18 protein-coding genes and 1 tRNA gene are annotated in these 26142 nt (G+C 37.7%); 5 read left to right on the forward strand and 14 right to left on the reverse strand.

Annotation, left to right across the window (positions count from 1 at the left end; genetic code table 11):
- Nucleotides 1-88: 88 nt before the first annotated feature.
- Nucleotides 89-1321 (reverse strand): MFS transporter, encoded by a 1233-nt coding sequence (locus tag IPI15_RS13900; RefSeq protein ID WP_287403154.1) that lies wholly within the window; start codon nt 1319-1321, stop codon nt 89-91.
- An 831-nt stretch (nt 1322-2152) separates the two neighbouring features.
- Between IPI15_RS13900 and IPI15_RS13905 the strand changes: the two genes are divergently transcribed.
- Nucleotides 2153-2917, forward strand: coding sequence for an exodeoxyribonuclease III (locus tag IPI15_RS13905; RefSeq protein ID WP_287420759.1), 765 nt, complete (start codon nt 2153-2155; stop codon nt 2915-2917).
- Nucleotides 2918-3278: 361 nt separating this feature from the next.
- Here the strand turns inward: IPI15_RS13905 and IPI15_RS13910 are convergent, their stop codons facing one another.
- Complete coding sequence (locus IPI15_RS13910; RefSeq protein WP_287403148.1) at nt 3279-4610, reverse strand: caspase family protein; 1332 nt, start codon at nt 4608-4610, stop codon at nt 3279-3281.
- Between the two features lie 170 nt (nt 4611-4780).
- Here IPI15_RS13910 and IPI15_RS13915 point away from each other — a divergent pair, with 170 nt between their 5' ends.
- Nucleotides 4781-6184: a tetratricopeptide repeat protein gene (locus tag IPI15_RS13915; RefSeq protein WP_287403147.1), complete on the forward strand. Its 1404-nt coding sequence runs from the start codon at nt 4781-4783 to the stop codon at nt 6182-6184.
- Between the two features lie 98 nt (nt 6185-6282).
- Here IPI15_RS13915 and IPI15_RS13920 read toward each other — a convergent pair whose 3' ends face one another.
- From IPI15_RS13920 to IPI15_RS13930, 3 genes are all read right to left on the reverse strand, one after another.
- Nucleotides 6283-6483, reverse strand: coding sequence for a hypothetical protein (locus tag IPI15_RS13920; RefSeq protein WP_287403145.1), 201 nt, complete (start codon nt 6481-6483; stop codon nt 6283-6285).
- 214 nt (nt 6484-6697) lie between these two features.
- A complete protein-coding gene (locus IPI15_RS13925; protein WP_287403143.1) occupies nt 6698-7105 on the reverse strand; it encodes a 6-pyruvoyl trahydropterin synthase family protein in 408 nt (135 codons plus the stop codon).
- Nucleotides 7106-7291: 186 nt separating this feature from the next.
- Complete coding sequence (locus tag IPI15_RS13930) at nt 7292-8251, reverse strand: AAA family ATPase (RefSeq protein ID WP_287420761.1); 960 nt, start codon at nt 8249-8251, stop codon at nt 7292-7294.
- 678 nt (nt 8252-8929) lie between these two features.
- Between IPI15_RS13930 and IPI15_RS13935 the strand changes: the two genes are divergently transcribed.
- Nucleotides 8930-9628, forward strand: a complete 699-nt coding sequence (locus IPI15_RS13935; protein ID WP_287420764.1) for a hypothetical protein — start codon at nt 8930-8932, stop codon at nt 9626-9628.
- A gap of 454 nt (nt 9629-10082) precedes the next feature.
- Here the strand turns inward: IPI15_RS13935 and IPI15_RS13940 are convergent, their stop codons facing one another.
- A complete protein-coding gene (locus IPI15_RS13940) occupies nt 10083-10499 on the reverse strand; it encodes a DUF2721 domain-containing protein (protein ID WP_287403137.1) in 417 nt (138 codons plus the stop codon).
- A 109-nt stretch (nt 10500-10608) separates the two neighbouring features.
- Here IPI15_RS13940 and IPI15_RS13945 point away from each other — a divergent pair.
- Nucleotides 10609-10696, forward strand: a tRNA-Ser gene (locus IPI15_RS13945).
- A gap of 503 nt (nt 10697-11199) precedes the next feature.
- Here IPI15_RS13945 and IPI15_RS13950 read toward each other — a convergent pair.
- Complete coding sequence (locus IPI15_RS13950; RefSeq protein WP_353845307.1) at nt 11200-12108, reverse strand: ClpXP adapter SpxH family protein; 909 nt, start codon at nt 12106-12108, stop codon at nt 11200-11202.
- 247 nt (nt 12109-12355) lie between these two features.
- On the opposite strand from IPI15_RS13950, the gene IPI15_RS13955 reads away from it, so the two are divergent.
- The gene (locus IPI15_RS13955; protein WP_287403133.1) at nt 12356-12664 is read left to right on the forward strand and encodes a winged helix-turn-helix transcriptional regulator; all 309 of its coding nucleotides are present in this window, start codon (nt 12356-12358) and stop codon (nt 12662-12664) included.
- A 50-nt stretch (nt 12665-12714) separates the two neighbouring features.
- Here IPI15_RS13955 and rnr read toward each other — a convergent pair whose 3' ends face one another.
- The 7 genes from rnr to IPI15_RS13990 form a co-directional block, all read right to left on the reverse strand.
- On the reverse strand, nt 12715-14874 hold the full coding sequence (rnr, locus tag IPI15_RS13960; RefSeq protein WP_287403131.1) for a ribonuclease R: 2160 nt from the start codon (nt 14872-14874) through the stop codon (nt 12715-12717).
- A 1-nt stretch (nt 14875) separates the two neighbouring features.
- Complete coding sequence (locus IPI15_RS13965) at nt 14876-15397, reverse strand: hypothetical protein (RefSeq protein WP_287403129.1); 522 nt, start codon at nt 15395-15397, stop codon at nt 14876-14878.
- A gap of 595 nt (nt 15398-15992) precedes the next feature.
- Nucleotides 15993-17597 carry a flavin monoamine oxidase family protein gene (locus IPI15_RS13970; RefSeq protein WP_287403127.1) on the reverse strand — a complete coding sequence of 535 codons (1605 nt, stop codon included), beginning with the start codon at nt 17595-17597 and terminating at the stop codon, nt 15993-15995.
- Nucleotides 17598-17769: 172 nt separating this feature from the next.
- Nucleotides 17770-19374, reverse strand: coding sequence for a hypothetical protein (locus IPI15_RS13975; RefSeq protein ID WP_287420767.1), 1605 nt, complete (start codon nt 19372-19374; stop codon nt 17770-17772).
- 164 nt (nt 19375-19538) lie between these two features.
- A complete protein-coding gene (locus IPI15_RS13980) occupies nt 19539-20816 on the reverse strand; it encodes an MFS transporter (RefSeq protein ID WP_287403122.1) in 1278 nt (425 codons plus the stop codon).
- Between the two features lie 25 nt (nt 20817-20841).
- A complete protein-coding gene (locus IPI15_RS13985) occupies nt 20842-21909 on the reverse strand; it encodes a glycoside hydrolase family 130 protein (protein WP_287420769.1) in 1068 nt (355 codons plus the stop codon).
- A gap of 103 nt (nt 21910-22012) precedes the next feature.
- On the reverse strand, nt 22013-26119 hold the full coding sequence (locus IPI15_RS13990; protein WP_287403117.1) for a LamG-like jellyroll fold domain-containing protein: 4107 nt from the start codon (nt 26117-26119) through the stop codon (nt 22013-22015).
- Nucleotides 26120-26142: the final 23 nt, after the last annotated feature.

Here is a 26142-nt window from a genome sequence, read left to right on the forward strand (position 1 = left end):
TTTAATATGGTGTGAATATAATAATTCGCAACGAATTCAATTTTTAAGAAATCATTTAAAATGGTGATTCTTTTTATTTGGCATCTAATTATGTCGGTAAGGATTTATTTTCTTTTTCCAATGATACCTCAGGTGCTTTAAACAGCTTCAGTCTGCTGAGTACTAACAATGATAACAGGCTTATCGCAGTAGCCACTATCCCTGTCGTTCCATATCCATGAATAGGTCCATCTCCATCTGCAAAAATTATATATCCCGCTGCTAACGATGCCGATGCGGTGCCTAATTGTTGGGCACTGGAATTAAAACTCATAAAACTTCCTCTTATCTTTGGCGGAATCGCCCCTGTCACTGCGGTGGAAGAAGGAATGAATCTGGATCCTCCCAAGATGAAAAACAAAGTAGTTACGATCAAAGCGGGTGCAAGAGATACCGCGGGAAGGTGTGTCAAAAGAAGCACCGGGATCATAGCCGCAAATACCAGAATGAAATATACAGAACGGGCATTAAATTTATCTATCATCTTTCCTGTGAAAGGTGCAGAAAAAACAGTAGCAATACCGCCAATCATATAGATATAAACGATGTCTCCTTGCGCAAATCCAACATTTCTAATCATATAAGGAGTAATAAATGGTATGATGATAAAATGGGAACAAGTGGCAAGATATGTTTGCAATAAGGCTATCCTATTATTTCTTGCTTTGAAAACTTCATTGAAGGTCCTGACAGGATTAACAGGTGGCTTGCCATCCATAAGATGCGAATCAAGTTTTGGCAATAATCTAATGATCGGATAAATTAGTAAGAGACCCAGGCCACCAATTAAAAAAAATGGAAAATTCCAATTGTAATGAGTAGCTAAATACAGACCAAAAGGAACACCAACCACTGAAGCTGCTGAAAACGCTGCCATGAGCATCCCGATAGCCTTACCTCTCCTCTCATAAGGGACTAAATCAGTTACTATAGCCATGACCTGTGCCCCCATGATACCACCAAATACACCTGTCAATCCTCTTGTGAGTAAAAGTAAGTGGTATTGGTTGGCAAAACCACAAGCGATAGTACCCAAAATAAAGCCGGTGTACACAAAGATTAAACTTACTTTCCGAGCGTACCTATCTACAACAAAAGATGCAAAGAAGCCTGATAAGGCTGCACAAATGGTATAAGAACTGACAAGAAGGCTGAACTGATCAGGCCTTAAATGAAAAGTAGACATGAATATCTCTCCAAGTGGCATCATGATCATAAAGTCCATGATGTGCGTAAAATTCAACGCCGCCAATAAATATATGATCCACTTTTCATTTTTCATTAATGTCGTAATACGGATATGCTTAAAAAGTTTAAAATGTTATCAATATTAGTTACAATAAAGTCTTATGAGGGAAAGCTTTGCGGGCTTTGCGTGATCTAACTTTGCGGGCTTTGCGTGAACCAAAAAATCTCTCTCGAAAAGGGTTTCACGCAAAGGACACGAAGGTATTTTGGGTTGAGTTTTTGAGGAATGAAATACTTTGACTTTGGTGTTTTCTTCTCATTAAACCTTTTTATGAGGACGCTAAGAGATTTGACTATCGTCAAATGCTACTCCGTTCCCTCTGATGCCTTAAGATGGATTGGTCATTTCAATTCTTAAAGATCTATATACATTGTTATCAATATTATTTACAACTATGTCTTCTGCAGGCAAGCTTTGCGGGCTTTACGTGAACCAAAAAGGATTGTGTCACAGAGTTTCACAAAGGTTTTTGATTTTATTACTGTGCTAATTCAGGACTTGAATTCGAGATCAAGCTCTGATAATACTTTTTTTGAGGAGCACAGAGGAATTTGACTGTTGTCAAATGCTACTCCGATCAGTCAATAGCTAAGGTATCGTCAGTACATTTCAATTTGTTGAATTTCTTTTTTGCGAGCTTTGCGTGTTCATCCCTGCCTCCTTTACTATCTGGCAGGCTAGCTTTGCGGGCTTTACGTGAACCAAAAGATCTATTGAAATTTGCAATTAAGTATAATTATTTATACACACGTTTAAAATCCTCGTTTCATTACTTCTTAATTTTTCTTCATATTTACAATTAAATTCGAAATAGACTAATATCCTTTCATTTTATAAAACATTAATCCAAAAACACTTATTTATATGAAAATTTATTCCTGGAATGTCAATGGTATCAGAGCTGCTGTAGGAAAGGCTTTTCTTGAAGAGTTAAAATCCAGTAATGCAGATATATATTGCCTGCAGGAAACAAAAGCCCAAGAAGACCAGGTACTTAAGGCGCTTGAGTCTGTAACGGATTACCATATGTATTCCAATTCGGCAGAAAGAAAAGGGTATAGCGGCGTTGCAATACTTTCAAGAGTGAAACCAATCTCAGCAAGCAAGGGTATAGGCATATTAGCGCATGACTCTGAAGGAAGGGTGTTGGCACTTGAATTTGAAAATTTCTTTATTGTCAATGTCTATGTGCCCAATAGTGGTAATGAGTTGGTACGTCTTGGATACCGCTCAGAATGGGATATAGCCTTTGCAAACTATCTTTCTAATCTTAAGAAGAGTAAGCCAGTCATAGTGACGGGTGATTTTAATGTGGCGCATCAGCCGTTAGATCTTGCCCGCCCGAAGGAAAATTATAATAAGACAAGTGGTTATACTCAGACTGAGATTGATGGCATGGATCTTTTGCTTAAAGCAGGATATGTAGATGCCTTCAGGACAAAACATCCGGAAAAAGTACAATACACTTTTTGGAGTGTGAGATTTGGTGCCAGAGCAAAAAATGTTGGCTGGCGTTTAGATTATTTTTTGGTTGACAAGTTAATTGAAACGAATATTACTAACTCAGAGATCCATGATCAGATTCAGGGATCGGATCATTGCCCACTTTCACTTGATTTAGATATTTGAAAAATGGAATAATCATTTAGATTTGTGTAATACTGTTATAATGCATTATACAAAAAACTAATTTAAAGGATAAATATTCCAAAATTATAATTATCCCAAAATCACATAATTGATTCTTGGACTAACGTCCGATTATTATCTCATTTGGGATCCGTTGGTTAAATTCAACAGCAACAAAACACACCACAGCCCATTCTTAGAGTCATTTTTAAATTTCCATTTTGAACTCCTCACCTTCTCACTTTTTTAAATTGACGCATTACAATAATAGACACTAGCTCAATTATGCAGATCAGCCATCTCGTCCCGTTCACTGTTCGCTTCTCACCTTCTCACCTTCTCACCTTCTCACCCCCTCACCCTATCTCACCCCGATCTTAAAGTCCGGCTTCTGAGCGCATCTCAATACTTCGTCATTTGGCATCCTGCAAAGACTTTTATTCGCTCTGACGGTTGTTTGTTTTTGTGTTTGAGCGACAATTGTTTCCCAGTTAACCACATTGGCTGAGGCTAATTTACCAACAGATTTTTCGATATTTTCGCGCAGATTGAAAGTGAAAAAGCCACCATCAGCAACATTGCCCGCGGACAACTGTCCTTTGGAAGCGCCAGTCATTAGGATGGATTCTCTTTTTTTCAAAAATAGCTCGGAACAGAAATTTTTATTCCATCCTATTGAAGAAGTTCTCAAACTAACACCTTCTGATCCAATAGAATTGGATGAAAAAGGATCATTGTTACAACAGTCGCTTAATACCAAATTGAATCTTGCATTTTTAGCCTGAATCAACTGGTAAATATCTTCAATATTCAAGGTATTTAGGCCACCAATATCATCCGATGTACGTTCTCTTAGGTCCAGGTTTGGATATTGTTTGCCACCTTCTCCCGGATTATATCCGTGACCTGTATAATAGAAAACAACTATGTCATTAGCACCGGGTTTGACTTTAGCTATTGCTGCATCTACATTTCGTCTACTAAAATCTTTACCTTCTATAACTTGGGTAGAATAACCAATTCCTAAAAAACTCGTAATTTCTTCAAACAATCCAAGCACATTTTCCTTATCAATGACACATGTTCGTCCTATCTTTTTATCCAATGTATTCGCCACAAGGATTAGGTGTAATTTAGTCGCTTTTTGTTCGACCGTAATAGGCTTTACTTCATTGACGAAAAGATTCTGAAACTCCTCATCAGACTCAACAAAAAACAACTTCATGTAGTCTTCAGTTAGATCTTCATCATTTAGCAGTCTGACACTAACAAAAGCACCTTGCACTTCTTCTTTGGTCTCTTCATCTAATGATAGCACATAAGATGGCTCAAAGTATCCTGTTTCTTCATTTTTTACCAAAATAAAATGGTCTGGTGGATATGAAATATCTCCTTCGATCTGAATCGGCTCAGACGTAACATAAGCCACTTGAGTAGCAAGACTCTGATCCTCCTGATCATAAAATTCATCAACGACATATTCAATAATATTTTTCTGACCTGATTCAAGGTCAGTGAATGCGATACGCACCATCCCAGTGCCATCCTCATTGATCATCATAAAGGCCTTATAATTCTCTAGCTCGGATCCCTCTCCGTAACTATAATTTAATTCATATAAAGACTGACTAAATAGTTGAGGTAGGAAAAAAACTAGGCAGAGTATTGAAAGGAAAGCGTGTCTTAATTTCATGACAGATACATTTATTCTATAAAGATAATAGAAACACCTTTAAAATTGAAATATTAAGTGAAGGTAAATTGTATCTTTGAAAACTCGTGAGGGCAAGGTCTGATATTGTTCCGGCATGAATCATAATACATAAATCTAAATCCAGGGTCTATAAATTATCACTAATCTGTATGAAAAATAAGCTGATCAATAGAATATCTTTCTTTAGAAATATCGCAATATTCATATTGTCACTTTCGATAATTCCTGTTTTTCAAGTCACATTACATGGACAGAATTATGACAAAAAAGCAATTTTAGCTGAATTATCTAAGCCACAGCCAGTTAAAAAAGAGATAACATTGTTATGGAGCCTTGCTGGTGAAATGCAATCTTACGACACTGATTCTGCTTTAATCTTGGGGTATCGATCTATGCGAATGGCAAGAAATATTAATTACGAGGAAGGCTTGTCAAAATCATTGGGTATTGTAGCAAACGTTTATAGTAGAATGGGTAATTATCCAAAAGCAATGGAATTATATCTCGAAAAATTAAAGCTGGAAGAATCAGGTAAGAATCCTCGTAATTTGGCAAGTGTTTTATTAAATATTGGCATTGTATATTCGTTCCAACAGGATTATTCAGAGGCTTTGGGATATTATAAAAAAGCTGATAATATAATTTCTGCCAATAAGATTAAGGAAATGGTACATTATGTCAATATTAATCTAGGAGATATTTACGAAAAGTTAAAAAAAATCGATAGTGCACAGTATTATTATAACCTGACATACCAAAATGCAATCCAAACCCAAAACATTCATAATGAAGCTCTTGCATATATAGGTTTGGGTAATGTTTATTCAAAAATTGGACAAGAGTATTTGGCAATTCAAAACTACAACAAAGCCATTCCAATACTAAACCAGGAAAAAAACTTTGAATTATTATCTGAAACATATTTAGGACTTGCAAAAGTTCATAATTTATTTGGTAATGAAAAAGAGGAAATTTTAAATGCGGGATTGGCACTGCAGGCAGCTAACGAGGTAAATTCCATTGAAAAGGCTAATGAAGCAGGTATATTTGTCACCCAATATTATAAAAGAATGAACATGCCTGACAGCGCATTTAAATATTTAGAAATGTCCACAGCCTTAAATGATTCTATAAACAATAGAAAAAAAATTCAAAATTTACAATTGTTGACAATCAATGAAAAATTGAGGCAGGAAGAAATAACCAATTCAAAAATTTTAGCGGAAAAACAAAGGGTAAAGCAATTGCAAGTGATATTGATAACGGTTTTTATACCATCGTTATTTTTGATAACATTACTTTTGAGAAAAAGAAAAGTCAAACATTCTGTGGTCAAAATATTAGGTGTGGTATCGCTTATGTTTACATTTGAGTTTATTACTTTATTAACCCATCCAATAGTTGCAAAAGTTACTAACTACAATCTGATTTTGGAGATAATTATTTTTGTAATATTAGGATTTATATTAGTCCCAGCGCATCATAGACTTGAACATTGGTTAATTAATCATTTGATTAAAGGGCGTATCGACAAAAAAATAATTCAGGAGTAAATCACAATTAATGATTAAATCCTGAATTATCAATTTCAATAAATTGTTTTTTTTATCAACATTTACTAAATCTTAGATAATGTATAAAAGAAGGAAATTTAATCGGGACGATCTACCGGCTTAGTTTCATTCACAGTAGAATCCATAAGCATTGTATCTACAGCAGCAGTGCTATCAGAAATCATAACCTCAGTGGATGTAGTAGTTTCAGTAGTGGTAGTGGTAGTCTCCGATTTGCAGCTTGACATTGTAAATGCAGTGGCAAAAATGCACATAGTAAGAATGAATAATTTACGCATGATATTGTTTTTGATGTGAATAATATTCAAAAATAATAATTTCAAGTTAAAAACTCAGAATTTCTTTGCAGATGGTTGATTTTCAAGCGGATCAAAACGCTTTTTGTGATAATTTTGCATATTCACTATTAGCTAAAAAATAATCGCCTACAATCTCTGTAAATCAATTTCGCCCGCTCTCATTATTCATTATTCATTATACATTATTCATCAACTATGCCGGGTACTCCGCATAGTTCCTCGGCGTCTCATACAAACGCACAGTGAGCTCTATATCTTCCCTGATTTCTTTGCGTAACCTGGTCCAGATAACATAACAAATGTTCTCAACTGTTGGATTCAAAGTTTTGAATTCCTCCACTTCTTCATTAAGATTCTTATGATCGAAATGAATGAGAATAGTCTCTTCAATAATGTCTTTGAGTGCGGTCAAATTAATTAGAAAACCCGTTTCAGGATCCGTCTCACCCACGAGTTTAACTTCCAAATCATAGTTGTGTCCATGATATCTTGGATTGAAACATATTCCAAAAACTTCCAGGTTCTTCTCTAAAGACCAGTGATCATTTGATAATCTGTGGGCTGCATTAAAATGGGCAGTTCTGAATACCGCTATTCTCATTGATAAATTTTTATTTTAATTATTTTATACTTAAAATTCCGAAAAACGCAGGGTAATGTTTAACACATCCTAACATTTTCTATTCTAAACATTCAAAGGGCAATGCATTGCCCATCATACATTCGTGTCTCCGTAGCATTGTCCATTACAGCATCTAGTATCTAGTATCTAGATTCTAGTATCTGTTCACAACAACCCGTTGATGATGGCCTCCTCATTGATCCCTTCTGCCTCCGCCTTATAGTTTCTGACGATTCTGTGTCGGAGTACATAATTGGCAACAGCCTTGACATCATCTATATCCGGAGAATATTTTCCATTGATAGCCGCATGACACTTCGCACCCAATACCAGATATTGAGATGCTCTAGGTCCTGCACCCCATGAAATGTATTTATTGATCTGTTCAGTAGCTCTCTCCGTGTTTGGACGTGATTTGACGGCTAAATTCACAGCATATTCAAGTACATTGTCGGCGATTGGAATTTTTCTAACTAATTGCTGGAAATAGATGATCTGTTCCGCATTAAGGATATGGTTAAGATCTATTGATCTATCTGAAGTAGTCCCTTTCACCACCTCAAGCTCCTCTTGATAGCTTGGATAATCCAGTGGGATATTAAACATAAATCTGTCCAACTGTGCCTCAGGCAGGGGATAAGTACCTTCCTGCTCAATAGGATTCTGAGTAGCTAATACAAAAAATGGTCGTGGAAGGGTATATCTCTGTCCTGCTATGGTCACAACTCTCTCCTGCATAGCTTCTAATAGGGCTGACTGAGTTTTTGGTGGTGTCCTGTTGATCTCATCTGCCAATACAATATTTGCAAAAAGGGGACCTTTATTAAACTTAAATTGTCGGCTTTCATCGAGGATCTCAGTTCCGGTGATATCTGAAGGCATAAGATCGGGTGTAAATTGAATCCTCTTAAATTCTAAGTCGAGTACTTCGGCGATGGTGCTGATAAGTAACGTCTTGGCCAATCCCGGCACACCTACCAAAAGACTGTGGCCATTTGAAAACAATGAAATAAGTACTGCTTTGACCACTTCTTCCTGACCATAGATCACTTTACCAATTTCACTTCTTAGGTCTTTGGCTGCCTGAGCAAGCGCATCTACACCGTTTACGTCTGATGAATACATCTATATCTTTTAATAATTATTGAAAATATTATGCGTCTTCATAACGCAATTTCACTCTAGAAATTTATATAAAAAGTAAAAACAGCGCAAAAGTACAATTGTTCAGGTCAGTTAGTTAGAAAATTCATGTTCATTCGTCGAATAATTAAAATAATGGCGCATCCCAAGGGTCGGGCTATCCGCTATACACCCTCCTGAGGTCGGTCGTGCCGCTCCTATCCCTTGCGCTTAGTGGAGAAATTATATTCCTGGCTTTGATTTTATGATTTCAGAAAAATAGGATGTAAGGATTGTGAATTGACAGTGTAAAATTCTAACAACTATTGAAATGAGGACAGGGCAATGCATTGCCCTTCTATATTCTGTCTTCGTAGTGGTGATCATCTCACCTCCTAACCATTCTAGGTTTTGATCGAAGGGCAAGGCATTGCCCTTCTACATTCCTATCTTCGTAGTTGTGTTTATCATTACCCAATCACCTGATCGCCAAATCACCTGATCACCTGATCACCCTATCACCCGGCCTCCTCACCTTCTCACCTCCTCACCTCCTCACCTCCTCACCTCCTCACCTCCTCACAATTTAACCTTTCAATAACTAGCAGCGTTACATTACGCTCGTTTAAACAAATATCATTTAAATTCGCATTTGATAATTATCTTAATGCAGCACATCTAATGAGAGATCAAACAAAACTATTTTCGCAAGGAGGACCCTTTGCACTCCTTATTTTTTCAATCCTACTGACTTCATGCGGTTCGTACAGCAGCATGCAGACTGCCAGAACTGTGGAAAAAGGAACAGGTGAAATAGGCCTCAATCTATATTATCCTTACGGCGTGATTAATGCCATAGCGCAGGTGGCGGATAAGGAAAAGAAAAATTTTACTGTGCCTTATATCCAATATACAGGTAAGTATGGCATAACAGAAAAATTGGATGCAGGAATTAATCTAAGTACTTTTGGGCAAATCGGACTTGAAACAAAATATCAATTTCTAGGTGATCAGGAATCAATGTTTGCAATGGCTACAGGAATTGGATTCAATACTTTTTTCTTTTATTATTATGATTTTCAAATACCTGTGCATGCTTCAATTCATCCTACTGACAAGTTGGGCATTTATTTCTCACCAAAATATATAGGCCAATTTGTAAGCGCTTTTGGGCTATCAAATACTTATTTTGACTATGCGGGATTCTCAGGGGGTGTGATTTATGGAGACAGGGTGCAATTTGGAATTGATATTACAGCAGCTTATCCTTTACGTAAAGTTTACAGTTTTGATATATTTCCCAATCTATACAATTTTGGTGTAGGCGTCAAATGGAAGGTAGGTGGACTAAAAAACAAGAAGGATCGCTTTAGATTCTAAATGTTAAAGTTTTAGCAAAAATATACAAGATTCGAATTTATGAATATATTTGACGAAATATTTCATAAAGTGTTTAAAATCAAGCACTTTGATACAATGAGGTATTTTGGCAATTATTAAATTCATTATTTCACCACGTTCATTTTTTAGGGCTCTGTTAGTAACTCTGACCACCAAAATTATTTGCACTTATATTGACCTAATTTTTTAGGGAAAGCTTTAATAAAATTCTTTCCGATCTTTTATGAGATCGGGGAGGATTTTACCATCATAAGAAAACACTAAAAAATCATAAACCATTTCTTTGGGAACCATCGGAACTTCATTCTAATTTCCGATTTCTGATTTCTGATTTAGTTATAGCAATATTATTTGAGTTTCAATTCTAACGATGAAACTTTAATAATAATAACTAAAATCTCCAATTTCCTTGAATTGTGCCTAGAGGAATTCTCTACAGATACTTTTTTTTCTCCTTTAAGTGGTCTTGGATGTCTTCTAAATCTAAATCAAGTGCTCTTCCTGAAAACATTATTTCTACAAGTGCAATAGAAAGAGAAGTAGTAACTGATATGGCAGAGAGTATAAAAAAAATATTGCCGAGGCTCATATATTCTAAGTAAAGTGTCATAATAGACAGTAATGCAAGCAGCATACCGAATACAGCAACACCTTGCATCCAACGGATAAGTTTAAGTCTATAACGTAGATTTTTAATCTGTTTTATAAGGATAGTTTCCTTTTTCTCACTGAACTTGTTTTTCAGATCCCGAATCAATTGAGCAATGGCAAGAAACCTATTGGAATAGGCTATCAGCAGAAAGGAGATAGAAGGAAAGATGAGTCCCGGTGTAGATATATTCAGATCCATGTAATCAGATATTTTGTATATAAAGAAATGAGATGGAGGTATGTTTTCAGATTGTCTATAATTTTTGACGAAAATAAATAAAATTTACTACTTTCGCACTCCATTCGAAGGAGAGTTGGCCGAGCGGTCGAAGGCGCACGCTTGGAAAGCGTGTAAGCTCCAAAAGGGCTTCTAGGGTTCGAATCCCTAACTCTCCGCAAAGTTTTAATGATTCAAAGTGGATTTTCTCGATTATTCAAATGAAAGCTTGCTTTCAAATTTGAATAATTGAGAAAAGACACAGCGAGGAACGAGCGAATCATTAAAACTTTGTGTCAAATCCCCCACCAAAGGGTTCATTTAACCAAATAATCCCTCATTTTTAATCCTAAATTGAAAACAACAACTACATTTCTCAAATGAAAGCTCGCTTTCAAATTTGAATAACCGAGAAAAGACACAGCGAGGAACGAGCGAATCATTAAAACTTTGTGTCCAATAACCTACTCAAGGGTTCATTTTATCAAATAATCCATATCAAATGCCACCCCCCGCTTTGCGTACCCCCGCCTTCCTTGTCGGGCAAGCCTCCAGAGGGGAAGTTGCGACTTTTTTTTCATCTTCTTTTGGAATTGTTGATATTCAACAATTTACACATAACGATTAAATAGAACTGAATGACCCTGCCCTCAAGAGGGGAATATCTCTTAATTAACAACTATTAAATTACCTTCCAGAGTGGACCATTTTTGGTATCAAACTTCACAATTTTTTCTTCAACATTAAGTTTTTCAAGCTGCGATTCACCTTCCTGAATTGACAATTCCATAAGCTCAGCAAATTCTCTGGTAGTAAGTGTAGGATACTTTGAAAACAGGAAATTCCATGTCTTTTCGTAGGTTGCTTTTTTGATTTTAGGGAATATTTTAGCAAATGCATTTTCGAATAAGGAGTATGGTTTAAAGCCGTAAACGAATTCCTGTGCACCTTCTTCATTCATGATAAATACTGAAGGAAATCCTCTTACACCCATCTTGGCAGCAAGATTAAGATCTGCACGGAATAATTTCTCCGCATCATTTTCGTAGTTATTTTTTAAAACATCCACATCCAAATCGGACTTTTCAGCTGCCGTTTTCATGTGCTCCCATTTAGTTATATTCTTTTTCTCAAGGAAAACCATCTCACGAAGAATCCTCAGAAACACAATTGCTTTGGTTTCATCTTGCATCTGAGCAGCCTTGAAGGCAATTGAAGGCGGAAAGGAGGAATCTAATGGATCTTCCAACCATACATCTCCATCTATGGGCATGTTATAATGCGCGCTGACCTCATCCCAGTGATGTGCTACATCTGAAGGTTTACTTATCCCCCCACTGTTATATTTCCAATCAGGTAATAAGCCGCCCATATGATACTCAATTTTTAAGTGCTCACCATATTCCAATTTAAGCTTCCTTAATTGCGGCTCTATTCCCCAACATGATGAACAAATAGGATCAGTAAAATACAGGATACGAACAGATTTATCGGAAGCCTTAACTGCAGATTTTTCAAACTCATTTTTTGCTGTTGGAATTTCGCAAATTCCTGAATCGGGATCGCATAGTAGTGGATTATTTTTGTCCATGTTAGTTATGTTTTGAGCTGAGCAGCTCAACAAAGCTGCTGTGACTATAATAAAAAATAGGGTATTTATGTATTTCATTTTAATGTCCGTTAATTAACTTTTTGATCTTATACTGGTTTAACATTGAATTGCAGTTTTAATTGTATCTTTTACAGCATTAACAATTATGCTCTTTTCGAAATATCCAGTTTATTTTAAAATACAAAGGTCGGTATATTATTCTTAACCGGCAATTAGTCAGAAAAACATGACCATACATATTAACAACTTAGAAGAGGAAACATGTCCTGCCCAAGGACTTCTGAAAATGCTCTCAGGAAAATGGAAACCTGAGATCTTTAGACTTACGTTGGATTCACCAGTGCGTTTCAGTTATTTATTGCGCACAATAGAATCATCAAATAAACAGACTTTATCAATTGCATTAAAGGAATTACAAGAAGCAGATCTCCTGAACAAAGTTGTCATTAAAGAAAAACCATTACACATCGAATACTCACTCACTGAGAAAGGGAAATCACTTGTTTCTGTTTTCAGACAACTGGAGAAACTTTAAGAATGTTTGTTTGAAGTTTGTTGTTTGGAGTTTGTCTAACCAATACATCCTTACTCAACTTCAGAAGCCAAACCGAACTCCAATTGACGTTTATCAAGATCGGCATCCAAAACTTTTATTCTAATCTTGTCTCCCATTTTAATAATTTGACCACTACGTCTTCCAATAGCTTTGTGCTTGGTTTCATCTAAAATAAATGGTTCAGTGAACTGATCAAATCGTACCATGCCTTCACATCTTGTAGTGATAATTTCTACAAAGATGCCTTTGTCATGCAACCCGGAAACAATGCCATCAAATTCTTCTCCGACATATTTGGCCATAAATTCGACCTGTTTATATTTAATAGATTCTCGCTCAGCATCCATTGCTTTGCGCTCTTGAGCCGAGATATGCTTGCACTTTATTTCAAGCTTTGCCTTGTCTTCTCTAAAAATAGCATCTCCAAGATTTTTATACAAAATTCTATGCGATAATACATCACTGTACCTTCTGATCGGCGAGGTAAAATGTGTATAATTCTCAAAAGCCAATCCGTAATGCCCTATATTATCTGTCGTATAAATAGCTTTGGACATTGTCCTGATCGCAAGCGGAGTGATGAGTTTCAAGGCTTCATCTTCTTCTGATCTCTTGGCAAGATCATTGAATGAATTAGCTATTGATTTTGGAGTACTTAGATCCATTTTAAAACCAAGTTCTGCGGCGTATAAGGCAAAGTCGTTCAACTTTTCTTCATTCGGTTGGTCGTGCACCCTGTATACAAAAGGAATTTCGCCTGAGGTGCCTTTCTTCTTCATGTATTCAGCAACAGTTCTGTTGGCGAGTAACATAAAGTCTTCTACCAACATATGCGCTTCCTTTCTTTCCTTTACAAAGAGCTCTATTGGAACACCATGTTCATCCAGTCTAAACTGGACTTCATCAGATTCAAACGAAATAGCACCATTTGCATAGCGTGCATCACGCAACTTTTTGGCGATCTCATTCATCTTATTTAATTCATGGGCAAAATCACCTTCATTTCCTTCCAGGATATGTTGTGCCTCCTCGTAAGTAAACCTTCTATTACTATGAGTTATAGTCTTACCATACCATTCATTAATGATCTTAAATTTGCTATCAAAGATGTAGACGGCAGAGAAGGTTAATTTATCCTCGTGAGGCCTTAATGAACATAATTCATTCGAAAGTTTCTCAGGAAGCATAGGCAGCACTCTGTCTACCAGATATACTGATGTACTGCGCTCAAATGCTTCTCTATCCAAAGGTCCATCCGGCTTCAAGTAATGTGATACATCAGCGATGTGCACTCCGATCTCGACTTGACCATTTTCCAATTCCTTATAAGAAAGTGCATCGTCAAAATCTTTCGCATTAAATGGATCGATGGTCAGCGTCATAGTCTCCCTCATATCTCTTCGAAGAGCGATCTCTTGTTCTGAAATATTGGATGGAATTCGGTCAGCTTCAGCCATTGCTTCCTTGCCAAACTGGAGATCGAATCCTTGTCCGATCAGAATGGACTTCATCTCCATGTCAGATGAATTCTCCTGGCCAAGAACTTCTGTGATGGTTCCTTTGATCATCCGGTTTTTACCGGTAGGCCATGAAGTAACTCTAACTGTAACTATATCTCCGTCTTCAGCTCCATTTAAGTCTTCATGGAAGACGAATATTTCAAAACCCTGAGGGGCTTTATATGGGCTGACGACATTGTATTTCTTATTTACAAAGATCTTACCCATGTATATTTCCCGTCCTCTTTTCACGACACGGGCAACTCTTCCGTCTGCCCTTCTTCGTCCTACTTTTGGTGATATTAAAACTTCAACTGTATCGCCGTCCATGGCGCCATTCAGATCTCGTGGACCTACATATACATCGGATTCCTTACCATCGATGATTATATAAGCAGCACCTGTGCGTGTCATATCTACTTTTCCGATGAAGGATCTTGCTTTTGCCACAAAATTATTGATGCCCTGAAACATTTCATCAGCAGTTTCTTTGACTCTACCCTCTTTCTTTAATTGATTAAGCGCGGAAAGTACTTCCGGCTTACTATTGCTTATTTTGAGTGTTTTGAGTAATTTGGCGGGTGAAAATGTTACGCCATTTTGGTTTTTAAGCGTTCTGTTGATCGCTATTTTAAGGTCGGCTGAATTGAGTTTCTGACCTTTGAATGATTTTGGTGTATGTTTTGACATATTAAATATTGCCAACGATGGCGTAGTTGATCTCGCCTATATCGCTGATGTTTAAAATAAATTTTTGAGTATCCGGAATTTCGGCCTCCTCAGCTTTTGATCGGATATTACCTTCTACGATGGTTGCTCTCGAGGGAGATGAAAATTCTGCTATCTTGTAAGTCATTGGATCTGCAGCATAATAAGTTCCTGCAACAGAATCTGTTTCCTGAATCCCGCCATCATTATCATAAATGATGAGCATGAATTCGTAACTCCCAAGAGTCGCTTTCCATACAATGCAGGCGATGTAATTTTTATTAATTCGAAATTGCACTACAGGAACATACTCATTATAAGCATCTATATCATCTTCATTTCCTTCTAACACTTCATCTTCCGCCACAAACAGTTGTGAAAGCGGCAATGGAAGCGGATCATCTGAAAATGATTCCGGTTCATCTATATCGTATGCTAATATAAGTGGAAACTCGGCTTGGGTAAATAGTTGAAGATATGACTTAAATAACGCTTTTTCGTCCATAAAATAAAGAGCTCGTTTTTGTTTTTTGATCAAAAATCATTGAAGATATGATATTTGAACGGGTTCATTAATGTAGATTAACAAATATGTTTGAGGAAAAGTTGCATTGGGGTAGCTGCGCTTTAGTCTTTAGTTCGCTGTGCTTTGGTCTTTGGATAGCGTGTTGGCGTGTTGGCGCATTGGCACTTTAGCTTTTACGTAAAAAAATACATCCTGTAAAAACTGGTGCACTGCTGCAGTGTTTAACTGGTGCACTGGCTAGCTGACTAACTTGTTCTCAAAGGTCCAATCTTCGCAACTGTTCGCTGCTCGCATCTCGCTGCTCGCCAATCTAATTCTTGCTCCGCCACCATTTATAATTTATAATTTATCATTCATAATTTAAATATAGTCTTTAGTCTTTGGGTCGCTGCGCTTTGGCATTTGGTTAGCGTGTTGGAGTATTGGCACTATAGGTTTTACGTAAAAAAATACACCCTGTAAAAACTGGTGCACTGCTGCATTGGTGCACTGGCCAACTGACTTAATTTTTCACAAATGCCCAATCTTCGCCCCATTTTCAATTTTCAATTTTCAATTCTCAATTCCCCTTCCATCATTTCTTCATCTTAGCCAGCACCGTCTCCGCCGCTACCCGACCCGTCTCCGCTGCACCATTCATGAATCCTTGAAAATTACTGCTGCAATGCTCTCCTGCGAATAAAAAAGTATCGCTCAAAGGAGCCGCTTCCAAACCTGAGATGGTACTCCATTGTCCTACTTTATAAGCAGCATATGAACCTTTAGTCAAAGGATTGCCTGACCAGGTGATGACTTCATGATCATTGTTATAATGAGATTTGAATCCACCATATATCTTATCCATCCTTTCCAGATATTGGTTCAAAACGCCTTGATCAAGTTTACGTTTTCCATTTTCATCCTTGGTCTTTGATGCAAGTGCAAGTGAATCATTTCCTCCAAGGAATACAGTGTATCCTGCTGGACCCATATTTTCGTTCTGCATGTGTGAGTTGTCCCAACCCGTATGGACCATTTTATCATAAGTATAACCCAACATAGGGCGGGCACCGAATCTCCAGACGCGCTCTTTCATCCCCAGTAACAATTTATTATTCTGCCCATAACCCAATTCTTTGATGGATTTCATTTTCATTGGGTCGATGTTCGGTATCTTCAAGTCGATGTTTCTAAGGATTGTGAAAGGAATCGCACAAATAATGATGTCTGCTTTTACCGGTTCACCTTGATTGAAATCAATTATATATTGACGTCCTTTCTTCGTAATTGCTTTGACCTGCATTTGGAATTTTATTTTATCCCCAAGTGCTTCTGCTAGTTTATAAATAATCTGTTGGTTGCCTCCAATGACTTTATATCGTTCATCACTTTCGCCAAAGAGTGGTAATTTTCCATCTTTCGGGAAACCAATAAAGCTAATGAAATTTAAGGATGATTGTTCGCTGGCTTCCAGTCCGTATTCACCGATATAAGCTGCCAGCAATAATTCTTTCAACCATTTATCGCATTTCAATTTCATAATATATTCATCCATGGAAGTATTGTCAAGCGATTCGGCATAAGGTGTATCATAATCTTCGCCACATTTAATCCTGTCATCCATGAGTGTTTTGACGATGGGCTCAAAGGCTTTAGCGGCTTCCTCCTGTGAATAATTTACATTGTCATAATGGAAAATGATCTCTTCTTCAGCAGTTTTATCCATCGTAACATCCAACAATGGGAGGTTGAAATGTTTGGCTAGTCCGAGCATATCTTCATGATCAGAATCCAGGAATTCTCCGCCGGCTTCAGTATTCAGGCCTTGACCAAATCGATTATGTAGCGTAAACATCCGACCTCCTGCTCTAGAAGAAGCCTCATATACTTTAGCATGAATGCCTTTATTTTGCAATGTCCAGGCAGCATGCAGCCCTGCTACTCCTCCACCTAAGATGGCAATGACCGGATTTGAATTATCCTGAGTTAAGGAGGAAATGATTCCATGATCTCCAAGGATTGAATTTGATCCGATGATCAAGCCCGTTGCTCCCAAGCCTAGAGATCTGATGGCATTTCTCCTTGAAAGCAATGCCGCATCATTTTGCAACGAATCAAAAAGAGTCGGATCCTGATCTATTTTTTCTTTTAGTGCTTTTTTGTAACAATTCTGAATGGTCTTAAGTAAAGTCGTTCGCATGGCTTGATCTTTTATGGTTGAAGTTTTAAAAATAGGAAATTATAGGAAACTAAGGTAAGAAAAAAGCCATCGATGTTAGTCGATGGCCCTAAAATAGAACTTATTAATTCAAAAAAGTTTAACCAATATAATTTGTGTGTGTATCAAGGATTTTCTCACCAATTAATAATTTCTATTTTTTTTCTTTAAACCTGAAATCAATAATCTTGTCACCTGCATATAATTTACCTTCTTTTGCTATTACTTTTGCTCCGGCAGGAATAAAGACCAATAACGGTGCTTCATCAGCAGCGATATCAATCTTGACATCACCTGAAACATTTCTATTGATGATCTTCTGACTAACAGCATCATAAATATCTACTTTGCTGCTGCCAACAGGAACACTAACAGATTTTTTTTCTTTGTATGGATTGTAAACAATGTAAGTTGGGTAGGACGCATTCTTCTGGAACATATCCGTAGCAATGCAATCGAGCATCAGGACACCTTCGACATCTGTAGTATGAATTGTACCGCCAAAAATACCTGCATGACCACTTCCATATATGGAAAACATAGTCTCCTGTGGCATACCTGGTGCCCAAAGTGGTCCATCTCCCTGTGCAAATGGCGACTTACCAATGTGTCCCGGTAGATTTGGTTCTTTGACAAGACCTTCATAAGCGATGACATTCTTGGTTATTCCTTTTCTATCAGGCAATGCTTGAAGTGAATCAGGAATATCGTATGGATAAAATAACCTTGCCGCGTTCGCTGCATTCAATGCCCATTTGCCAATAGTTCTCGAATAGCGCTGATCATATCGTACCATAGGAAGCAAAGGCCAGGCAAGGTCAAAAGTATTCATGGCAAAGCCATAGCCACCTTTATCCTTAGTGCTTCCATAAATACCGGAAACATCATAGTTACCCCAATTGCCTACTATCACTCCCCATCCATCGCGATTGACGGACTTACCTTCGAAAGTCCAATTTAGAAATTTCATGACATCGTAATCAGTTCCTTGTTCCGCATTTAGTCTCGCTCCAATGTAAGCTCCAAAAGGCATAAACAATTCATAATTGCGATTTTCTTTCTGTCCCTGCAATGCCTGCAAAGCCATTTCAGCGCCTTTGAGGTATTTAACATCATTATATTTAACATAAGCAGAATACAAGACAAAGGCATAACCTGCAGCTACATCCTCTTGTGTAGGAATATGATTGGTACCACCTTTCATTGTCTTAAAGTCAAAGAAAGAGTAGGAATAATTACTACCCAAAGCAGTCGCAGATGCAAGAAACTGATCTGCTATCGTACGCATGATCTCATCGTAGCCTGGTTCTTTTGGATAGTAATTAGCTACACCATAGAACAAAACATTATTGAAGATATCATACCAATAGTCATTGCCATAACCACCACCGATATGCGCTTTCTTACTTGTGAAATTCATGATAATGTTCCAGCCATTGTCCTTGTTCAAAAAGTTTTTGACCATGGCAACATAATTATGCCCGTCCTGATTACTCTTATCGATACCGACAAGACTAGCCCCAATTATAGATCCAAGTGCACCTATTGCTTCATGATTCTCACCATCATTAACATTCGGCCCTTCACGAACATCACCTAAAGCTGTATATAGACCGTATGTATTTTGTGGAAAATTACGCTTCATTGTATCCATCCAAATCATTGGCATAAATGGACCTTTCTCGTCGAAATTGTAGACATATTTGTCAAACTCAAGTGCCGTCTTTTTCCAATCTTTCATCATGTATGGTGCAGGCATATTGGGCATTTCATCCACTCTTGGAATAGCCAGTTGGGTGATACTTTCTGCTGACTGAGGTATGGATTCCGTAGCAGTTTTACAGCTTAGAAATCCTAAAAGAAATATAAAAAAGGAAGAATATATACTTTGATCTGTTCATTTAAATTTATTTGTGTTTAGTATTATAGATTCATGGGTTGTGCGATTGGTGGCACTTCAACATGAGGCTCTTTCCAAGCTTTGTCATTAATTATAGATTTTGCCATAAAAATGGAAAGAAATTGCACAGCAGCAATAACGAGTAATGCATATCTTAGTGCTACATATTCACTTGAGTATCTTGCGAGCACAATGAATAATCCACAACCGATCAATCTACCGATCAACAAGCCGATCTCGTGGTTAAAGATATAGGCAAAATCATTTCTTTTCTCTTTAGCTGAAACAAAATCAATAACCTGCAATTGTATAGGAAAATAAGAAATATCCATTAAAGGACGCGCAAAACTTAAGCATAGCACAAACAAAATAGCACCTAAAGCAGAATACAAGGAAGCATTCAAAATCGCCCCAACTAAAAATATTGCGATGCCGATGGAGAAAATCTTTAGCCGATGTTCAGGCTTGGTAGACCTTCCTAAGATGTACAATAATATAGCTGACAGAAACGCTGCAATAGATAGAATAGATCCAAGGCTGCCTTCTTCCCCTACCAAGGTGCGTATTAGCATGACCGGGGCAGTGACGATATAACCTTGAGCTATGCCTTTTAAGGCAGATAATCTCAGCATTTTATTCCATAATGGATGGAATTTAAAGAATACAAATGGTGTCCTGGCGGGATTCTGAAAATTCCCCTTGTGGACAAGAATAGACGCGAGGATAGTGAGCGCTATTACAAAAGCGGCCAGACAATAATAAGCAACGTAAATATTGCCATCAAACCAGTCATTACTTTTAGTGGCAGCTATAAAAGCACCTGCTCCTAATGGAATGATGATACCTGCTATCGTGTAAAAGAAAGTTTCTATTCCGTAATAATAATTTCTATTACCATCTTTTGTAGTATTCAACGCCAGATAGTCCCTGTTCGCCCAGAAAAAACCATAAGACAATCCCATGATCAAACCTGTTCCAAAAATACCCCAAGTGGTCAATTCATCCAATGCCATCATAGCAGTCATGGATATACCGCTCAGCAACATACCAAGGGAATATAATCTGGAAATTTTAACGTGCTTTAATAGAAATCCATTCAGCATGAAAGTAGCAGGAATACCTATATACAATGAAAGTTGAAAGATGACAACCAAACTGATGTCATCACTTTTTCGCATGATATAAGCACCAATAAAAAGTTCTATTATTGGCAAAACCAAGGCATAGATCAAGTTGGTCAATAATAAAACCCGCATAGGCAGCGGATGTGATTTAAAAAAATTAATTTCTTTTGCTAACATGAAAAGGCTTTTTTATTTGTTAGGGTCAGGCTTTCATTGTTTTAGATAGTTGGGCTTCGAGTGATTTCAAAATCTCATTTATAGATAAGGTAGCGCCGCATATCACTTCATCAGAAGCACCATAATACATGGTGATCTGATCACCATCTACAAGATGTCCGTTGGTAAATACGACATTGCCAAAAAACCCTTTTGTTTCATAATCCATTTCCGGACTAAGTATTGGTTCATTCGACCTTGCGAGCACTATTGAAGGATCATCAAGATCTAATAAAATAGCTCCAAGATGATATTTATGATGTGCATCCGCTCCATGATAGATCTCGAGCCATCCCAATTCTGTTTTAATCGGGGAAGCCCCAGCACCTATTCTTACACTATCCCACGAGTCAGCTCTAGTCCTGGCAATGCATTTATGCCCCCCCCAATGCAGGAGATCATAAGAAGAAGCCAACCAAATAAAATTACCGCCCAATTCAATGCCGGATGGTCTGTGAAGTGCGAAATACTTATCGTTTATTTTATGTTCAAAGAGGCAACAATCTTTGTTATGTGGAGAAAAAATCATTCCCTCCCTTTTGATACTTCTCCAATCTTTTGTTCTCATCAGGCCTACACCTACGCCATTTTCAGAGACCTGGGTATATGTTAAGAAATATTCATCTTCAATGAAACTGACCCTGCAATCTTCGATTCCATAGGTCTCAAGTGGACCCTTTCCGTATATCTTAGTGGGTAAATGATTCGGTTCATAAAAATTGATTCCATCATCACTGCACACCAATCGTAGATGTGATATGGTAGATAAATAGAATTTATTCCCGTATTTTACTAATCGCGAGTCACCTAGCTCGAGCCGGGGGTCGTCCTTCTTGAATTCAATAATTTGTATTTCATCATTTTTGCCATAGACTGGAAATGAAACATATCCTTCCCTTTGAACCGGCCGTTCAGCTACCCGTAGGATCAACCATGTTTTATTTTCAAAAGTAAACACTCCGGGATTCAATACGCATTCTACTATAAAAGAGGGCAAACTTGGTTGAATATCGATCGTGTTAATGATCGGATTTTCCTTAAATCTTTGTATCATAAAGTTAGTCTTAGAGTGATCTGTTGGAAAGATAGTTACTGAGTAATGCATAATAAAAAGGTGGTCAATGACGCTTGACATCATTGACCCCTTTCTCAGTTAATTATTTTACCTGGAACTTCACAGATCCAAGACTTTGTTCCTCAGAAACAAAGTTCATATAATAAGATCCTGCACTGTAGTCTTTGACATTAATGCTGAATCTGTTCAAAGGCAATTCGCCTGCGCCATAGCGGATAGCTCCTACCTGACGACCTTGTACATCCATTATTCTTATAAGCATAGGCTTCACATTACTGAAGTTATGTTTAACAGTGATCTTGTCAGAACTTGGATTCGGGAATACTGATTCTACAAAAGCAGTGATATCTTTATTAATATCCTCAGTTCCTGTAGTGCCAATTTGATAAAGATCTAGTGCTTCCTGAGCAGTCAATGCTTTATTATAAAGCTTCAATTCGTCCAATGCACCTGTAAAGTACTGACCACCCTCTACTGGATTGCTACCCATGCAAAGTGGAAGGTTAGTGCTATTTAGTTTACCGGGAGCCGAAACAGTATTTGCCAATTCTCCATTGATATAAATCTTATTTTCAAGGCCATCATGTGTCATAACAACATGCCACCAGAATCCTTTAACTAATTCATTACCATCTTTAGAGTCCATATCTACTATGTAGTTAGGAATCTGAGTCGTTTTTGAATTCGTTGTAAATACGATTCTTGTATGTTGAGGTATAGAGATTTTCCATCTTTGTGACCAGTGTCCAAAGTCAAGAATATATGCCTCAGCCAAACCTGGAGTGACATCGTCTACTCTCACCCAGAAACCAATAGTGGCAAAATCAGAAATCAACTGCACAGCATTCGGAGCCAATACTGAATCCTGAACACCATCAAATTTCAAAGCTTGAGCACCACCATTTGCATGACCGGCAGCTTCGAAAACAGGATTACCGCCAATTACGCCATTATTTGCATAAGGAGTTACATCATTTGCATTACCCTCGAAAGGATAATAAGCAACCAAGCCCGGCTCACCTGCATCAATCTCCTTAGAAGTACTTATAGTTAATTCTGAAATTTCAGAATTGTTACCTGCATTATCAAAAGCATAAATTTCAAATGAGTAAAGTGTCTCAGGATCAGGCCCATCCACTAATACTGAAGTTGCAGCTGGTGCTAAAGTATCAAATACAGTACCATCTACTGAGATGACATAACCTTTAACAGCACGGTCATCAGTAGAAGCATCCCATGACAAAAGCACTGAATTAGCACCTACCGTTCCGTCAAGATTGCCTGGAGCAGTTGGAGGTGTTGTGTCTGGTGTTTCATCCTCACCTGAAGTCGCCTTCAACGTTGAAATAGAAGATTCATTTCCTGCTGCATCTACTGCGCTAACGCCCAATTCGAATTCAGTCAAAGGTGTAAGGGCATTTAATGCATAGTTTAAATCTTCTGTAGTAGCTACTTTTGAACCATCTACATATACATTATAGCCTGTTACAGCCACATTGTCTGTAGACGGAGACCATGAAAGATCGATGCTTGTATACAAAACTGAAGCCTCAAGGTCCAAAGGACTTGTAGGAGCTTCTGTATCAGCATTTACTTCCGGAGTGGATTGTTCAGCGTACAAAGCTGCCACTTCTGCAGCAGAAAGTGCTACGTTATATATTCTGATTTCATCAAGATCACCATCGAAATAATTTCCATTATCGATGGGATTCCAACCAATTCCTAGAGGTCGAGTAGTACTATTCAAGGTACCTGCCACAGCTTTACTAGCTACTTCTACGCCATCAAAATAGATCTTGTCGTCAGTGCCATCATGTGTCATTACAACGTGTGTCCAGTTACCAACTTCCAATGCATTATCTCCACCACTATCCATGTCAGAAATTCCTGAACTGTTATTGGTAGTAAATACTGGCTTACCGTGACCCGGAAGAGATATCTTCCATCTTTCCTGCCATCCACCATTGGAAAGTATGAATGCTTCACCACTTGCAGGTAAATTATGGACATTTATCCAGAAACTCACTGTAGTAAAGTCAGAATTCTGCTGTGGAGAATTCTCTGCTGTAATTGACGCAGAAATTCCGTCAAAATTATAGGCTTTATTAGCTTTATCAAATCTATCATTTGATAATTGAGCGCCGCTTACATTTGCATCGTTATGATATTCAGTTACATCATTTGCATTGCCTGCAAAAGTATAGTTAGCCACTAACGGTCCGGTGACAACAGGAGCTACTTTCTGTGCATTGTATAAATCAGCTACCTCAGAAGGACTAAGCGCTCTGTTGTAAACCAAAACATCGTCTAAAGAACCATGCAAATAGTTCCCCTTATCGATTGGGTTCCAGCCAATACCAAGTGGCATTCCTGTTCCATTTAAAGCACCTGAAACTGCTTTTGTGTTTGCCACAGCACCATTGATATATATAATATCATTAGTACCATCATGAACAGCAACTACATGAGCCCATGTACCTGCTACTAATTCATTTCCACCACCAGCATCCATGTCACTGATACCGGAAGTACTATTCGTAGTGAAAACTACTTTTCCATGACCCGGAACAGAGATCTTCATTCTTGACTGCCATCCACCGTTGTAAAGAATAAAATCTTCGCCAGTCACCGGAAGTTCAGTCATATTGATCCAGAAACTATAAGTAGCAAAATCTGAATTTAATTGAGTTGAATTAGCTGCAGTTAAAGAATCAGATCCACTGAACAAAGCTGCATTATTAGCCCAACCGAATCTGTTGGTAGTAGCGGTTGCACTTCCTTCAGCTTCATTTTCAAATTGAGATGCATCATCGCCATTTCCATTTAAAGAATAATCTGCTACAACATCATCATTCGAACCAGTGAATGTATTTTCGGATGCATATAAGGCAGCAATATCATCATCTGACAAAGCATAATTATAAAACTTAACCTCATCAAGCGAACCGTCGAAGTATCCACCATTATCAATTGCATCATAACCAATGCCTAGAGGCATTGATGATGAATTCAAAGTCCCAGTAATAGCCTTAGAATTCGCGAGTGCACCATTGATAAATATTTTATCATTGACTCCATCATGAACTGCTACTACATGCCACCATGAACCGGCAGCTATTTCATTGCCACCACCTGCATCCATATCACTAATACCGGAAGAGCTATTTGTGGTAAAAACAACTTTTCCATGTGAAGGAACAGAAAGTTTCATACGTTGTTGCCATCCTCCATTAGAAACCAAAAATGCTTCACCAGAGACAGGAAGTACAGTCGGTTTAACCCAGAAAGCTATTGTAGCATAATCTGAATTCAATACATTAGAATTAGGTACTGTAACTTTTGAGGTAGTGCCATTAAAACTTAATGCACTTTTGCCATAACCGAATCTATCAGTTTGTGCAGAAACATCTGTCGCTTTACCTGTATTATGATTTCCACTATTATCATTAGCGTTACCATCCATTTTATATTCAGCTACTATTCCATTAGGAAGTGCAACCTCAGTTTTTTCACTTGCATATAAATCTGCTACTTGCTGACCTGAAAGTGCTCCATCATATATTTTGACTTCATCCAATGCACCATCATAGTAATTACCGCCATCTATTGGGTTATAACCTAAACCCATTCTCGCGTTGGTGCTATTCAAATTGCCAGAAACACTCTTAACGTTTGCCTCAACACCATTTAAGTAAATAATATCTTTGGCTCCATCATGTACGAAAACCCAGTGCTGCCATGTACCAGCTACTAGAGTATTTCCATCTCCTGCATCCAAATCAGAGATTCCTGAAGTACTGTTTGTCGTCCAAACCGGCTTACCATGATTAGGGAAAGAAACCTTATATCTTTCTTGCCATCCACCAAAGCTTATTAGATAAGCTTCACCTTGAGCGGGGATAGAAGTTGCCTTGGCCCAAAAAGAAACTGTAACATTATCGGTATTTAATTCAGCACTACTAGGCATAGAAAAAGAAGATTGACTTCCATCAAAATTCAAAGCACTACCTGAATTACCGAAGCGGTCTTGAGTCAAGGAAACACCATTTACTTTAGCATCACTGCCTGATACCGCATCCCTCGTGTTACCTGAAAAAGAAAAATTAGCTACCGGGCTTTGAGCCATAAGACCCACTGAGCTGATAAGCCAAATAAAAATAAAATTCTTGCATTGTTGTAAATATTTCATAAATAAAGTTTGTTTTATCCAAA

The organism is Candidatus Brachybacter algidus, from assembly GCF_016707225.1.
Taxonomy (GTDB): Bacteria; Bacteroidota; Bacteroidia; order Chitinophagales; family Saprospiraceae; genus Parvibacillus; species Parvibacillus algidus.